This is a genomic window from Streptomyces sp. NPDC052107 (assembly GCF_040680215.1).
GTDB lineage: Bacteria > Actinomycetota > Actinomycetes > Streptomycetales > Streptomycetaceae > Streptomyces.
Window position 1 is genome coordinate 39,626 of record NZ_JBFAWG010000004.1, and the last position, 14,941, is coordinate 54,566.

At 69.2% G+C, this 14,941-nt stretch carries 13 protein-coding genes and 1 riboswitch; of the genes, 11 read left to right on the forward strand and 2 right to left on the reverse strand.

Features of this window, described 5'->3' with window-relative positions; all coding sequences use genetic code 11:
- Window positions 1-64: 64 nt before the first annotated feature.
- Window positions 65-162, reverse strand: a riboswitch (glycine riboswitch).
- 162 nt (window positions 163-324) lie between these two features.
- The 10 genes from AB0M27_RS05685 to AB0M27_RS05730 all read left to right on the forward strand — a co-directional run bounded on the left by AB0M27_RS05685 (window position 325) and on the right by AB0M27_RS05730 (window position 11,799).
- Window positions 325-969 (forward strand): AAA family ATPase, encoded by a 645-nt coding sequence (locus AB0M27_RS05685; protein WP_365718287.1) that lies wholly within the window; start codon window positions 325-327, stop codon window positions 967-969.
- A gap of 66 nt (window positions 970-1,035) precedes the next feature.
- Window positions 1,036-1,827 carry an enhanced serine sensitivity protein SseB gene (locus tag AB0M27_RS05690; RefSeq protein WP_365718289.1) on the forward strand — a complete coding sequence of 264 codons (792 nt, stop codon included), beginning with the start codon at window positions 1,036-1,038 and terminating at the stop codon, window positions 1,825-1,827.
- A 161-nt stretch (window positions 1,828-1,988) separates the two neighbouring features.
- Window positions 1,989-2,807: an enhanced serine sensitivity protein SseB C-terminal domain-containing protein gene (locus AB0M27_RS05695; RefSeq protein WP_365718291.1), complete on the forward strand. Its 819-nt coding sequence runs from the start codon at window positions 1,989-1,991 to the stop codon at window positions 2,805-2,807.
- Window positions 2,808-3,085: 278 nt separating this feature from the next.
- Window positions 3,086-4,093, forward strand: a complete 1,008-nt coding sequence (locus tag AB0M27_RS05700) for an ABC transporter permease (protein WP_365718293.1) — start codon at window positions 3,086-3,088, stop codon at window positions 4,091-4,093.
- 76 nt (window positions 4,094-4,169) lie between these two features.
- Window positions 4,170-5,960 carry an ABC transporter substrate-binding protein gene (locus AB0M27_RS05705; protein WP_365718295.1) on the forward strand — a complete coding sequence of 597 codons (1,791 nt, stop codon included), beginning with the start codon at window positions 4,170-4,172 and terminating at the stop codon, window positions 5,958-5,960.
- Between the two features lie 111 nt (window positions 5,961-6,071).
- Entirely contained in the window at window positions 6,072-7,070 is a 999-nt protein-coding gene (locus AB0M27_RS05710) for an ABC transporter permease (protein WP_365718297.1), read from the forward strand.
- A complete protein-coding gene (locus AB0M27_RS05715) occupies window positions 7,067-8,164 on the forward strand; it encodes an ABC transporter ATP-binding protein (protein ID WP_365718299.1) in 1,098 nt (365 codons plus the stop codon). The genes AB0M27_RS05710 and AB0M27_RS05715 overlap by 4 nt, the downstream gene beginning before the upstream one ends.
- Window positions 8,165-8,187: 23 nt before the next feature.
- Window positions 8,188-9,549, forward strand: a complete 1,362-nt coding sequence (locus AB0M27_RS05720; protein WP_365718301.1) for a dipeptide ABC transporter ATP-binding protein — start codon at window positions 8,188-8,190, stop codon at window positions 9,547-9,549.
- A 98-nt stretch (window positions 9,550-9,647) separates the two neighbouring features.
- A complete protein-coding gene (locus tag AB0M27_RS05725) occupies window positions 9,648-11,093 on the forward strand; it encodes a M1 family metallopeptidase (protein WP_365718303.1) in 1,446 nt (481 codons plus the stop codon).
- 46 nt (window positions 11,094-11,139) lie between these two features.
- A complete protein-coding gene (locus AB0M27_RS05730) occupies window positions 11,140-11,799 on the forward strand; it encodes a trimeric intracellular cation channel family protein (RefSeq protein ID WP_365718305.1) in 660 nt (219 codons plus the stop codon).
- Here AB0M27_RS05730 and AB0M27_RS05735 read toward each other — a convergent pair.
- Window positions 11,708-12,964 carry an alpha/beta hydrolase-fold protein gene (locus tag AB0M27_RS05735; RefSeq protein ID WP_365718307.1) on the reverse strand — a complete coding sequence of 419 codons (1,257 nt, stop codon included), beginning with the start codon at window positions 12,962-12,964 and terminating at the stop codon, window positions 11,708-11,710. The genes AB0M27_RS05730 and AB0M27_RS05735 overlap by 92 nt on opposite strands.
- Before the next feature lie 173 nt (window positions 12,965-13,137).
- On the opposite strand from AB0M27_RS05735, the gene AB0M27_RS05740 reads away from it, so the two are divergent.
- A complete protein-coding gene (locus tag AB0M27_RS05740) occupies window positions 13,138-14,001 on the forward strand; it encodes a thioesterase family protein (protein WP_365718309.1) in 864 nt (287 codons plus the stop codon).
- Window positions 14,002-14,248: 247 nt separating this feature from the next.
- Here AB0M27_RS05740 and AB0M27_RS05745 read toward each other — a convergent pair whose 3' ends face one another.
- Window positions 14,249-14,842: a TIGR03086 family metal-binding protein gene (locus AB0M27_RS05745; RefSeq protein ID WP_365718311.1), complete on the reverse strand. Its 594-nt coding sequence runs from the start codon at window positions 14,840-14,842 to the stop codon at window positions 14,249-14,251.
- Between the last annotated feature and the right edge of the window lie 99 nt (window positions 14,843-14,941).

A 14,941-nucleotide genomic window follows, 5' to 3' on the forward strand; every position in this document is an offset into this window, starting at 1 on the left:
ACCGGGACGATCACGGCTTGCACCTTGGGTGGGGCCACTGACGCAGCCCGCTTTTCAGATGTGCCTCGCCCGCGCGGTAACGGGGCCTGAGAGATTCAAGGGAGGGACTTGCTCCTTCGGCGCCCCAGCGAAGGCTGCTGGGGACTCTCCCGCGCGGATTCAAACGGCCGGTATGCAGTTGGCGGCCACATCATTGCACGGCGAGCGGGCTTTTGTAACCGACCTGTGGCACGACCGGGACCCCGCCGGCGCCCTCGTCCATTACCTTCTCTTTACGCATAGCGGGAATGAAGATTACCGAGCAGGCAGGGGAGGACGATCACGGTGAACAGGACCCCGGTGTACGCCACCGTCACCACCGGCATCGCGGTGCCGGGGCAACGCCGTGCCCCGGCTCCCGTCGTCCGGGACCTGCGCGACCGGGCCGGCCACGGCCCGCGCGCCCTGGTCTTCGGTCCCCGCGACCTGGTCGTGATCACCGGCCTGCCCGGCAGCGGCAAGTCCACCCTGATGCACCGCGCGGTAGCCGGCCGCCGCATCGACTCCCAGGACACCCGCGACCGCTGGGACACCCGTGCCCCCCGCTTCCTCCCCTACGCCCTCTACCGCCCCCTGGTCCGCCTCGCCCACTACGCCGGCCTGCGCCGCGCGCTGCGCACCGGCGAGGGCGTCGTCGTGCACGACTGCGGCACCCAGCCCTGGGTGCGTGCCTGGCTCGCCCGCGAGGCCCGCCGCCGGGGCGGCACCCTCCATCTGCTCCTGCTCGACGTCACCCCCGAGACCGCCCAGGAGGGCCAGCGCGAGCGCGGCCGGGGCGTCTCCGCCTACGCCTTCCGCCGTCACCGCCGTACGACCGCCCGGCTGCTCGCCGCGGTCGAGCGCGGTGAGCTGCCCGCGGGCTGCGGCGCGGGGGTGCTGCTGGACCGGCCGGCGGCGGACGCCCTGCAAGGGATCACCTTCACAAGGTGAGGCCCTGTCACAGCCACCCGCTAGCCTTCATGGTCACAGCAGTGGTTCCCAGCAGGCGGTAGGCAGATGGACTTCCCGGCGGACATTCCCGCGGACTTCCCGGCACAGGCGCACCCCCAGCCGCACGGCGGCTGGCCCGGCAACGAGCTGGAGGAGGTGCTCTCGGCCTCCCTCGGCATACCCGCAGCGGCCGGCCGGATCATCGAGGTGCTGGGCCGGAGCCTGCTCTGGATCCCGCTCCCCAACGGCGGCGCTCCGGACAGCGGCCCGCTCGACCTGCCCTCACTGGACATCGACGGCCAGGCGTACGTCCCGGTGTTCAGCTCCGAGGAACAGCTGCGCCAGGCGGCCGGCCCCCACATGTCGTACACCATCGCCCCCGCCGTGGAGTTCGCCCGGGGCCTGCCCCCGCAGATCGGCATCGCGGTGAACCCCGACGCGCTGGTCGGTATCCCGCTCCCGCCCGTGGCGGTGGCCGAGCTGTGCCGGATCGGCCGTACCCCGCTGGACGGCCCGAACACCGGCGCCCGGGTCCGGCTCTTCGAGCCCGACTGGCAGGACGACCCGGTCGACTTCCTCGCCGCCGCGTCCGCCGAGTTCGCCGAGACCGGCGTGGTCCACACCGCCCGCCGCTGCCTGGCCGCCATCGAGACGGACGACCCGGTCATGTTCGTGGGCGTCGAACTCTCCCAGTGGGAGGGCGACCTGCGCACCCTCCCCATGCAGGCCCTCGGCAAAGCTCTCGGAAAGATCCCGGTGCAGTGGCCGGTCAACCTGGTCCTTCTGGACGTGACGGACGACCCGGTGGCCGAATGGCTGAAGGCGAACGTCCGCCCCTTCTATCAATACGGCCACTGAAGTACCTCAAGGGACGCGAGGCTGTGTTCTCCATGCGGCTGCGCCGCGGGGGGTGCGACCAGCCGCACACGACCCGCACCCGCGCACGTACCCAGGGCCCCGGGCCAGTAGGCGCATAAGCTGTCTCCCGACACCGGGGCACAAAAGGAAGGGCACGACAGGTGAGCGCGAGCCACAGCGGCAGCGTCAGCGTGGAACACACGCTGCGCCAGGTCACCCCCGGCCGCTACGACGCCTACGAGGCCCTGCTCCGCGCCCTCGCCACCCCCTCCTCCGGCCAGATCTGGATGCTCCTGTGGCACGGCCAGGCCGGCTCCCCGGACGCCCAGTACGGGAACATGGAGGTCGACGGCTTCCAGTACGCCCCCTGCGTCACCTCCGCCCAGGAGCTCTCGGCCAGCGGCTGGAACCGGTCGTACGAGGTCGTCGACGGCCTCGACGTGGCCCGCACCCTCTACCCCGACCACTACGGCCTCTGGCTCAACCCGCACGCCCCGGGCGGCGGCGTCGGCATCCCCTGGCTGGATCTGCGCCGCATCGCCACGGGCCTGGACCGCCAGCCCGCGGGCCCCCTCCGGCTGACCGAGCCCGGCATCGAGATCCCGCAGTTCTACGCCCTCCTCGCGCAGAACGCCCACCGCACCCCGGCCCTGCGCTCCCTGCGCCGCGCCTGGGTGCAGCCGGCGCTCGGCGCGCCGTACCTCGCCATCGGCCTGGATGTGTACGACACCTCCCCGGCCGCGGTCGACTCGGTGCGCGCGATGATGCAGCAGTCCATCGGGGCGGTTCCGGAGGGACTGCCGGTGTCGACGGTCGCGATGACCGACGACTACGACCCGGTCGTGATGTGGATGCGGGCCGGCGCCCGCCCGTTCTACGACCGCGAGGCCCACGCGGCCCCGCCCCAGCCACAGCTCCAGACCTCTCCCCAGCCCCCGGCCCCCGGCTACGGCTATCCACCGGTGCACGGCGGCTACTGACGCCACTGACCTGGGGATATCGCCCGTAAAGGCCTCCGGCGCACCCGTATGTCCGGCCCGGCTTCGTCCGGTCGCCGCAACTTCCTGTCCGCATAACAGGAAACGCCAGCTTGCATCACGGTTGCGCATCCATTCCCCGTCAAGGCTGGCGGCTGATCGCGCAAGCGTTGAAGACTCCCCCTTCAAGGGGTTCGCCCCTGTGTACGACGGACTGTTTGATGCCGCTACCAGCGGCAAGTGCGGGCCGGCTACCGCCGGTTGAGAGGGGTCCCAGCCTAATGACGGCACCATTGCACGAGCCGACCGCGGAAGCGGCCCCGGGTGCGGCCCAGGAAGCGGCGGTCGCGGCCACCGACGCGAAGGCCGTTCAGGGCCGGTCCCTGGGCCGGATCGCCTGGGAACGCCTCAAGCGGGACAAACTGGCCCTTACGGGCGGCATAGTCGTGCTTCTCCTCATCGTGATCGCGCTGCTCGCCCCGGTTATCGCGAACCTCGTCGGGCAGGACCCGGACGTCTACCACCAGGACCTGATCGACCCGCTGTTCAGCACCCCCAAGGGCTCCCTCGGCGGAATGAGCGGCGACCACCTGCTCGGTGTCGAGCCCGTCAACGGCCGCGACATCTTCGCCCGCATCCTCTACGGCGCCCGGATCTCGCTGCTCGTCGGCTTCCTGTCCGCCGTGGTGGCCGTCATCCTGGGCACCGTCCTCGGCATCTTGGCGGGCTTCTTCGGCGGCTGGGTCGACTCGGTCATCAGCCGGGTCATGGACGGCCTCCTCGCCTTCCCGCAGCTGCTGTTCATCATCGCGCTGGTCTCCGTGATGCCCAACCAGATGCTGGGGCTCACCGGCACGGGCGTGCGCGTCTTCGTCATGATCCTGGTCATCGGCTTCTTCGGCTGGCCGTACATCGGACGCGTCGTGCGCGGCCAGACCCTCTCGCTGCGCGAACGCGAGTACGTCGAGGCGGCCCGCTCGCTCGGCGCCGGGCGGTTCTACATCCTCTTCAAGGAACTGCTGCCCAACCTCGTCGCACCCATCATCGTGTACACGACGATGATGATCCCCACGAACATCCTGACCGAGGCGGCACTCAGCTTCCTGGGCGTGGGCGTCAAGCCGCCCACCTCCTCCTGGGGGCAGATGCTCTCGAGTGCGATCGACTACTACGACTCGGACCCCATGTACATGGTGGTCCCGGGCCTGGCGATCTTCATCACGGTGCTGGCCTTCAACCTCTTCGGCGACGGCGTGCGCGACGCGCTCGACCCGAAGGGCTCCCGCTGAGGCTGAAGTGCCAAACCCCAAGCGTCCCGTGAGCTCTTCCACGGGGTCTCTCATCAATTCCGGAGGATCCGAGATCGTGACTACCCAACGCACCTCAGGGCGGCGCAAGCAGGCCCTCGCCGCTGCCGCAGTGGTCGCCGGCCTGCTGACCACGGCGGCGTGCGGCGGTGGCAGTGACAGTGGCGGTTCGAAGAACGGCGCGGCCGGCTTCAACGCGGCCGTCAACAAGGTCGCCCAGGCCGACCAGGTCAAGAAGGGCGGCACGCTGAAGTTCGTGAGCACGCAGGACGCCGACTCGTGGGACACCACGCGCGGCTACTACGGGTTCATGTGGGACTTCTCGCGCTACTACAGCCGCCAGCTGCTCACCTACAAGACGGCGCCGGGTGCCGAGGGTGCCACCCTCACCCCGGACCTCGCCACCGACATGGGCAAGGTCTCGGACGGCGGCAAGACCTACACCTTCACGCTGCGCGACGGTGTCACGTGGGAGGACGGCAAGCCGATCACCTCCCAGGACATCAAGTACGGCATCGAGCGCGTGTGGGCCCAGGACGTGCTGTCCGGCGGTCCGATCTACCTCCAGCAGATGCTGGACCCGAAGAACACCTACAAGGGCCCGTACAAGGACACCTCCAAGGACCACCTGGGCCTGAAGGCGATCTCGACGCCGGACGCGAAGACGATCGTCTTCCACCTGCCGACGCCCAACTCGGACTTCCTGCAGGTGCTGGCCATGGTCACCGCCTCCCCGGTCCGCCAGGACATGGACACCAAGTCCAAGTACGGCCTGCACCCGTTCTCCTCGGGCCCGTACAAGTTCGAGTCCTACAGCCCGGGCAAGAGCCTGGTCCTGGTGCGCAACTCCAACTGGAAGGCGTCCTCGGACCCGGTCCGCAAGGCCTACCCGGACAAGATCACCCTGGACATCTCCACCAACCAGGTGAACTCGGACCAGCAGCTGATCAACGGCGACTACGACGTGGACGCCTCGCAGACCGGCCTGGGCCCGCAGGGCCGCCAGATCGCCCTGAAGCAGCACAAGGACAACCTGGACAACCCGGTCTCCGGCTTCATCCGCTACGCGGTCTTCCCGCAGAGCGTCAAGCCGTTCGACAACCTCCACTGCCGCAAGGCCGTGATCTACGCCGCCGACCACGTGTCGCTGCAGACCGCCCGCGGTGGCCCCATCGCCGGTGGTGACATCGGCACCAACATGCTCCCGCCGACGCTCGCGGGTGGCGAGGGCCAGAAGTACGACCCGTACGAGATCTCCACCAAGAACAAGAACGGCAACGTGGACCTGGCCAAGCAGGAGCTCAAGGCCTGCGGCAAGCCGAACGGCTTCTCCACCACCATCGCCGTCCGCAACAACAAGTCGCAGGAAGTGGCCACCGCCGAGTCCCTGCAGGCCGCGCTGAAGAAGGTCGGCATCAACGCCGACATCTACCAGTACGACGGCTCGCAGAGCCCGGGCATCATCGGCGCCCCCGCGAACGTGGCGAAGAAGAAGCTCGGCATCATCATCATGGGCTGGGGTCCGGACTTCCCGACCGTCCAGGGGTACGGCATCCCGCTGTGGAGCAGCAAGTACATCCTGCAGAGCGGTAACAACAACTACGCCCTGATCAAGGACAAGACGATCGACGGCCTGTTCGACCAGTACACCACCACGCTGGACGAGTCGAAGAAGACCCAGATCGCCACGGAGATCAACCACAAGGTCATGGAGGGCGCGTACTACCTGCCCTTCACCTTCGAGCGGCTGCTCAACATCCGCTCCTCGCGTCTGGCCAACGTGTACACGACGAACGCGTACAGCGGTTACTACGACTTCGTCAACCTCGGCCTGAAGTCCACGAAGTAAACCCGGCACACCCGCCGTACGGCACGAAAGGCAGGTGAAGGCCGGCGCGGCGAGACCGCGGGCCCACCGGACGACCTCCGGTGGCCCGCGATCCGCGGCGGGCCGTTAGCTGTGCTCGCTTACCTCATCAGGCGGCTGTTCGCCGCCGCAGTGATGCTGGTGGTCATCATCCTGGTGGTCTTCAGCATCTTCTTCCTCGTCCCCAAGTGGGCGGGCGTGGACATCGCCACGAGCTTCGTGGGCAAGCAGGCCGACCCGCACGCCGTCGAGGCCGTACGGGAGAAGCTGGGCCTCGGAGACCCGATCTACCTCCAGGTCTGGGACTTCTTCAAGGGCATCTTCGCGGGCCGCACCTACGCGGCCGGCGGTGACGTCACCCACTGTGCCGCGCCGTGCTTCGGTTACTCCTTCCGCAGCGAGCAGGCCGTCTGGCCGGTGCTGACCCAGCGCTTCCCGGTGACCCTGGGTCTCGCGCTCGGCGCCGCCGTGCTGTGGCTGGTCTTCGGTGTCGCGGCGGGTGTGCTCTCCGCCCTCAAGCGGGGCAGCATCTGGGACCGCGGCACGATGGTCGTCGCCCTCAGCGGTGTCTCGCTGCCGATCTACTTCACGGGTCTGCTCGCCTCGGCGATCTTCGTCTTCGGACTGAAGTGGTTCCCCAGCAATTACGTCGCGCTCGGCGACAGCTTCACCAGCTGGCTCGGCTTCATGATCCTGCCCTGGATCACCCTCGCCTTCCTCTACGCGGCGATGTACGCCCGTATCACGCGGGCCACGATGCTGGAGATCCTCGGCGAGGACTACATCCGTACCGCCCGCGCCAAGGGCCTCACGGAGCCGGTCGTCATCGGCAAGCACGCCATGCGCTCCACGATGACCCCGATCCTGACCATGCTCGGCATGGACCTCGGCGCCCTCATCGGTGGTGCCATCCTGACCGAGACCACGTTCAGCATCCCCGGCCTCGGCCAGGCGGTGCTGACCGCCATCAAGAACCAGGACCTCCCCATCATCCTGGGCGTGACCCTGATCACTTCCCTCGCGGTGCTGATCGCCAACCTCGTGGTGGACATCCTGTACGCCGTGATCGACCCCCGAGTGAGGCTCTCATGACCGATCTCAGCAAGACCGGAGCGGCCGTGGGCGAGCCCACGAGCTCTTCGCCCGCGCCGACCTCCTTCCTGGAAGTGCGCGACCTGAAGGTGCACTTCCCGACCGACGACGGTCTGGTGAAGTCCGTCGACGGGCTCAGCTTCAAGCTGGAGAAGGGCAAGACCCTCGGCATCGTGGGCGAGTCGGGCTCCGGCAAGTCCGTGACCTCGCTCGGCATCATGGGCCTGCACACCGCCGGCCAGTACGGCAAGCGCAAGGCGCAGATATCCGGTGAGATCTGGCTGAACGGCACCGAGCTGCTGTCCGCCGACCCCGACCACGTGCGCAAGTTGCGTGGCCGCGAGATGGCGATGATCTTCCAGGACCCGCTGTCGGCGCTGCACCCGTACTACACGATCGGCGCACAGATCGTGGAGGCCTACCGGACCCACCACGACGTCGACAAGAAGACCGCCAAGCGCCGTGCGGTCGAGATGCTCGACCGCGTGGGCATCCCGCAGCCGGACAAGCGGGTCGACAGCTACCCGCACGAGTTCTCCGGCGGTATGCGCCAGCGCGCCATGATCGCCATGTCGCTGGTGAACAACCCCGAGCTGCTGATCGCGGACGAGCCGACCACCGCGCTCGACGTGACGGTCCAGGCGCAGATCCTCGACCTCATCCGCGACCTGCAGAAGGAGTTCGGCTCCGCGGTCATCATCATCACCCACGACCTGGGCGTCGTCGCCGAACTGGCCGACGACATCCTGGTGATGTACGGCGGCCGCTGCGTCGAGCGGGGCCCGGCCGAGAAGGTGTTCTACGAGCCCCGCCACCCCTACACCTGGGGTCTGCTCGGCTCGATGCCGCGCCTGGACCGCGACCAGCAGGAGCGCCTGATCCCGGTCAAGGGATCCCCGCCCTCGCTGATCAACATCCCGTCCGGCTGCGCCTTCAACCCGCGCTGCCCGTACGCCGACATCCCGAAGGACAACCTGACCCGCACGGTCCGCCCGGAGCTGACCGAGGTCGGCAGCCAGCACTGGGCCGCCTGCCACATGTCGCAGGAGCAGCGGGAACGGATCTGGACCGAAGAGATTGCGCCGAAGCTGTGAGTGAGAACGCAGAGGACAAGGCAGTGAGCATCCCTGCACAGAGCGACGGCGCGGTGGAGAGGACCGCTGGTACCGCCACCCTCAGCAAGGACGCCGCCCCCGGCGAGACTTTGCTGAAGGTGACCGGACTGCAGAAGCACTTCCCGATCAAGAAGGGCCTGTTCCAGCGTCAGGTCGGTGCCGTGCGCGCGGTCGACGGGCTCGACTTCGAGGTCCGCTCCGGCGAAACGCTCGGTGTCGTGGGCGAGTCGGGCTGTGGCAAGTCGACGATGGGCCGGCTGATCACCCGGCTGCTCGAACCGACCGGTGGCACCATCGAGTTCGAGGGCAAGGACATCACGCACCTCGGCGTGGGCGGCATGCGCCCCATGCGCCGCGACGTGCAGATGATCTTCCAGGACCCGTACTCGTCGCTGAACCCGCGCCACACCATCGGCACGATCGTCGGGGCCCCCTTCCGGCTCCAGGGCGTCGAGCCGGAGGGCGGCATCAAGAAGGAAGTGCAGCGGCTGCTGTCGGTGGTCGGTCTCAACCCCGAGCACTACAACCGCTATCCGCACGAGTTCTCCGGCGGTCAGCGCCAGCGCATCGGCATCGCCCGCGCGCTCGCGCTGAAGCCGAAGCTGGTCGTCGCCGACGAGCCGGTCTCGGCGCTGGACGTGTCGATCCAGGCGCAGGTCGTGAACCTCATGGACGACCTCCAGGAGGAGCTCGGCCTGACGTACGTGATCATCGCGCACGACCTCTCGGTCGTCCGGCACGTCTCGGACCGCATCGCGGTGATGTACCTCGGCAAGATCGTCGAGCTGGCCGACCGGGACTCGCTGTACAGGGCGCCGATGCACCCGTACACCAAGGCGCTGATGTCGGCGGTGCCGATCCCGGACCCGGCGCGGAAGAACGCGAAGAGCGAGCGCATCCTGCTCAAGGGTGACGTGCCCTCGCCCATCTCGCCGCCCTCGGGCTGCCGCTTCCACACCCGGTGCTGGAAGGCCACGGAGATCTGCCGGACCACCGAGCCGCAGCTGCTGGAGCTGAGGCCCGGTCAGCGGGTCGCCTGCCACCACCCGGAGAACTTCGAGGACCAGGCCCCGCAGGACACGGTTCTGCTGACCGCCGCGAAGGAGGCGGCCGAACTGGTCGCCGACGAGGTCCTCGCGGAGTCGGCCGAGACGTCGGCGGCGGTGGCGGCGGAGCTGGCCGAGGAAACGTCCGAGGAGGCCGTCGAGTCGGCTGCCGAGGAGACCGCCGAAGCTTCTGCCGAGGAGACCGCCGAAGAGACCTCGGCGGAGACCACCGAGGCGTCCGCCGAGGAGACCTCCGAGACCTCCGAGGCCTCCGCGGAGGCCTCGGAGACCGAGTCCCAGGAGTCAACCGACAAGTAGCACATGACAACTGGGCAAAGTCATGTACATGCCCGAACGGGAGAGCGCACAGTCGTCCGTGTCCGACCACTGATCGGAACGCTCGAAAGGGACGACTGATGGCACTCTCCCGTTCGGCACGTCTGGGGACCGCCCGCCCGTCACCCACCACCACCCTCAAACGACGCGCTACGCGCGGAAGCTCGGTTTTGACCGCGGCGGTCTCCTTCCTCGTCATCGCCGCCGCGCCCGCCCCCACCCCCGGCGCCCCCGGCATCGAGGACCCCTACTTCCTGAACCTCGGCAACGGCGGCTTCGACGCCCTGCACTACGACCTCGACGTCGCCTACGCCCCCGACACCGGCCGCCTGGAAGGCCGTACGACCCTCACCGCGCGCGCCACCCAGAACCTCTCCTCCTTAGACCTCGACCTCCAGCGGCTGGACGTCAGCGGTGTCGAAGTCGACGGCAGACGCGCCGAGTTCACGCGCACCGGGGACGAACTCGTCATCACCCCGCGCCACGCCCTCGCCCGGGGCCGCACCTTCCGGGTGACCGTCACCTACGGCGGTATACCCCAGCCCCTCGGCGGGCCCATCGTGTTCGGCTCCAAGTACGGCTGGATGAAGACCCCCGACGGGGTCTTCGTCGCCTGCGAGCCCAACGCCGCCTCCACCTGGTTCCCGTCCAGCGACCATCCCGCCGACAAGGCCACCTACGACATCCGGATCAAGGCGCCGACGGGCCTGACCGGCGTCTCCAACGGCCGGCTCGTGTCGACGTACGACAGGGGCGGCTCGACGTACACCCACTGGCGCGAGTCGAGGCCCATGGCGACCTACCTCGCCACCGCCACCATCGGGAAGTTCGACGTGCGCACCGGGCGGACGCCCGGCGGCATCCCGGTCTACGTCGCGATCGACCCGGTGCTGAAGAACGGCAACAGCGTCGACGTGTACGCCGTCACCGCCGCCGCCACCGACTACTGGTCGCAGGTCTTCGGGCCGTACCCGTTCGAGGAGACCGGCGCGATCGTGGACGACATGCCCGAGGCCGGGTTCTCGCTGGAGGTGCAGAGCAAGCCCGCCTACTCGGCCGTGCGCAATGAGACGACCATCGTGCACGAACTGGCCCACCAGTGGTTCGGCGACTCGGTGAGCGTGGCGCGGTGGAAGGACATCTGGCTCAACGAGGGCTTCGCCACCTATGCCCAGTGGCTGTGGGCGGAGCACCAGGGGACCAGGTCGGCGCACGACTCCTTCCGCGCCGCCTACGACGCCCGCCCTGCGGACTCGTCCTTCTGGCAGATCGAGGTCGCCGACCCGCAGCGGGACACGATGTTCGCCTCCGCCGTCTACCAGCGCGGTGCGATGACGCTGCAGATGCTCCGGGAGCGGATCGGCGACCGGGCCTTCTTCCGGCTGCTGCCCGCCTGGACCAGGCTCCACCGGTACGGCAACGCGGACACCGCCGACTTCATCCGCCTCGCCGAGCGCGTCAGTGGACAGCAGCTGGACGATCTCTTCCAGACCTGGCTGTTCACCACAGGGAAACCCGTCCTGTGACCTGTCTTTGTAAGGTAACCACCCTTCGACGGGTAAGAATGTAGGGGTGCAGCTCCAGCAACTCTTCAGCCCCTCCGTCCAGCACACGCTCGATGTCGTCGGCATCTTCGTGTTCGCGATCTCCGGCGCGCTGCTGGCCGTCCGGAAGAACTTCGACGTCTTCGGCATCGCCGTCCTCGCCGAGGTGACCGCGCTGGGCGGAGGGCTGTTCCGTGACCTGGTCATCGGGGCCGTGCCCCCCGCCGCCTTCACCGACCTCGGGTACTTCCTCACCCCGCTGCTCGCCGCGCTCGTCGTCTTCTTCCTGCACCCGCACGTGGAACGCATCCAGGCGGCGGTGCTGGTCTTCGACGCGGCCGGCCTCGGCCTGTTCTGCGTCAGCGGTACGACGAAGGCGTACAGCTACGGCCTCAACCTGACCGCGTCGGCGACCCTGGGCCTCGCCACCGCCGTCGGCGGTGGTGTCCTGCGCGACGTGCTCGCCAACGAGGTGCCCTCACTGCTGCGCTGGGACCGCGACCTGTACGCGGTCCCAGCGATCGTCGGCGCCACGATGGTGGTGCTGTGCATCCGCTACGACGCCCTGACCCCCCTCACCAGCGGGCTCGCGGCCGTCACCGCTTTTGTGCTGCGCCTGCTCGCGATGCGGTTCCACTGGCGAGCGCCGCGCGCGTGGAACCGCCGGTCAACGGTGACCGAGGAGTAGTCCCGGTGGTTCCGGTGAGAGACCGGTCCCGGCCCCTGGCGTGGTTCTGGCCCATCTGCAGGGTCAGCCAGCGGAACACCGTGTCGACCTGGGGCCGCCACAGCGCCATGTTGTGGCCGCCCGCGCTGCGCGGCAGGAACACCACGTGCACGGTCGTGGGCGCCTTGGCGATGGCCTCCAGGGCCACGCCCGCCTGATACCCGTCACCGGCCTCACCGGAGATGTACAGCGCGATCCGGGGCGGCACGGCGGCCTTCTTCAGCAGCAGGTAGGGGTTGTTCTCGCTGCGCAGGGCCGGGGTCTGCGAGGCGAGGGAGTTGCGCTCGCCGATCGGGTCGTTGTAGCCGGACAGGCTCACGGCGGCCCGGTAGCGGTCCGGGTGGGCCACGGCCAGCTTGACCGCGCAGTGCGCCCCCGCCGAGTAGCCGGCGACGGCCCAGCCCTGCGGCGCCGGCTGGGCCCGGAAGTTGTCCATGACCATCTTCGGCACGTCGATGCTGAGCCAGGTGTCGGCGTTGACCTGTCCGGGGATGTTGGCGCAGCCGGTGTCCACGCCGGCCAGCAGGTTGGTGCGCGGGGCGACCAGGATGAAGGGCGCCACCTGCCCGCTCCTCATCAGCGGCAGCAGCTGCTCATGGGCCTTCATCGACCCGAACCACGCCTTCGCCGAACCGGGATAGCCGGGCAGCAGCTCCACCACCGGGAACTTCTTGTTGCGGTAGGCCGGCTCGTCGTACTGCGGCGGCAGCCAGACGTAGACCTCGGCGTTCACCCCGGAGACCCGGCCCTTGAGCTGGGTGACCCTCACTCCGCCGGCCGCGTGCATACCGGGACCGTCGGCCGCCGCGAAGGCCTGCTTGACCTTGGGCAACCGTTTCACCGCTATTCCGCCGGTCCCGTCGCTGCCCAGGTCCTGGGCCTGCTGGACGTGGTTGCCGGTGCCGAGCAGGTCGGCCCAGTTGTCGTACAGGTTGTTCTGGTTGTTGACCAGCACGAAGATCAGCGTGACGGCGGTGCCCTGGGCGAACAGGAGCATCAGCAGCCGGGCCGAGGTACGCAGGGGCTTGGGCCCGCGCACCCGCGACCACAGGACGAGCGGCAGTATCAGTGCGACCACGGCCAGCACGATGGTCGTGTAGAGGAACGGAGTCCCGGTGAGGCTCATGTCCCCATAGAGGGAAAACCGCGGCCCGGGGTTGTGGACGTGTCCGGACACTTACTTAGAAATTGCCGAAACCTCACCCGGGAGGCGGAGCCGCTACGGCGGAGCACCCTGCAGAACCGCAGCTGGAATGCGAAAAGCTACCGCTTAGTAGTTTTCTGTTGTACCGTTCATCCATGCCAGAAGCAGCTTCCGCACCCTCCCCGTCGCGGGCCGTGATCGGCGACAGCGAGTTCGACCGCGACACCGCGGTCACCCGGCGCGAACCCGGTGTCCACGACATCGACCTCTCCGCCGGCTGGACCATCATCAACGCCGTCAACGGCGGGTACCTGCTGGCCGTGCTGGGCCGGGCCCTCGCGGACACGCTCCCGCACCCGGACCCCTTCACCATCTCCGCGCACTACCTGACCGCCTCCCAGCCCGGCCCGGCGGTCGTCCGCACCGAGACGGTCCGCACCGGCCGCACCCTGTCCACCGGCCAGGCCTCCCTCTACCAGTACGACGACGAGGGGAACGAGGTCGAACGCATCCGCGTGCTCGCCTCCTACGGCGACCTCACCGTCCTCCCCGACGACGTCCGCACGACGGCGACACCGCCGCCGATGCCTCCCCTGGACCAGTGCTTCGGCCCCGAGGACGGTCCCGCCCCGGTCGACGGCAGCTCGGCCATCGCCGGCCGCCTGATGCTCAAGCTGGACCCGGCCACCCTCGGCTGGGCCCTCGGCGCCCCCTCCGGCAAGGGGGAGATGCGCGCCTGGTTCGGGCTGGCCGACGGCCGCGACCCCGACCCCCTCTCCCTGTTGCTGGCGGTGGACGCCCTGCCGCCCACGGCCTTCGAACTCGGCCTCAAGGGCTGGGTCCCCACCGTGGAACTCACCGTCCACGTCCGCCGCCGCCCGGCCCCCGGCCCGTTGCGGGTGTCCATCACCACCCGCAACCTGGCCGGCGGCTTCCTGGAGGAGGACGCCGAGGTCTGGGACACCGAGAACCACCTGGTCGCCCAGTCCCGCCAGCTGGCGAGGGTCAGCCTCGGCTGACGCAGGTCTCCGACGCTTCGGCCGGGTCGGGCATTGCCGGGCGAGGCGTTCGGCGGTGGCGGCCGGTCCGGTTGCGGGTCGGGCTCGGGTCGCCGCAGGCGACGGCGTGAGCGCGGATGCGGCGGCTGCGCCTTCGATGTGCGGCTCTGCCGCGTGGGCGCGACCAGCCACAACGCACCGGCACCCGGAAGACGGCCGCAAGTCCAGCGGCGCGTCCCGGTACCCAGGCTCGGCCGAGCGGTGTGCGTCAGGCTCGGCTGAGCGGGGTGCGGCCCAGCCAGGCCGCCAGCTCCACGTAGACGTCGGCGCCCGTGGGGGCCTCGCGGCGGGTGTCGAAGGGCGTCTCGGCATCCCGCGGCCGAGAGTCCGGCAGGACCCTACGGGCGGTGGCGAAGGCGAACTCGGCCAGCTCCGGGTCGAGTTCGAGCGGATGACCGAGAGCCTCGGCGAGGTCCCAGGTGTGGGTCACGAGCTCCATGACATAGCCGGAGAGCGCCCCGTGGCCCGGCACCTCGCCCCACGGCACCCGCACCGGGGACGTCATCCGCTCGTCGCTCTCCCAGGCCTTCAGGACGCGGACGCGTACCTCGTCGTAGGCCGTCGCCCAGCCGTCGTCCGGGACCCCGGGAGCGGTCGGCTCCATCGCCATTCCGTCGCCGCCCTCGCCGACCACCGCGATCCGCCGGCTGCCGCCGACGATGTGGCCCAGCAGGGCCCGTACGTCGAACTCGGAACAGGGGGTCGGACCGGTGAGGTCCTCGGGACGCACGGTCTTGATGAGGGCCGCCGCCTGCTCGGTGGCACGGGCGTAGACGGGGCGCGGGTCGGTGAAAGTGGTCATGGTGTGCCTCTCTGTGTCTCCGCTCGTCGGGAGGGCGTCTCCGCGAGACGGTGGGAAGAGGATCGCTGGATAACCTGACAACTTCCGTCAACATTTGCG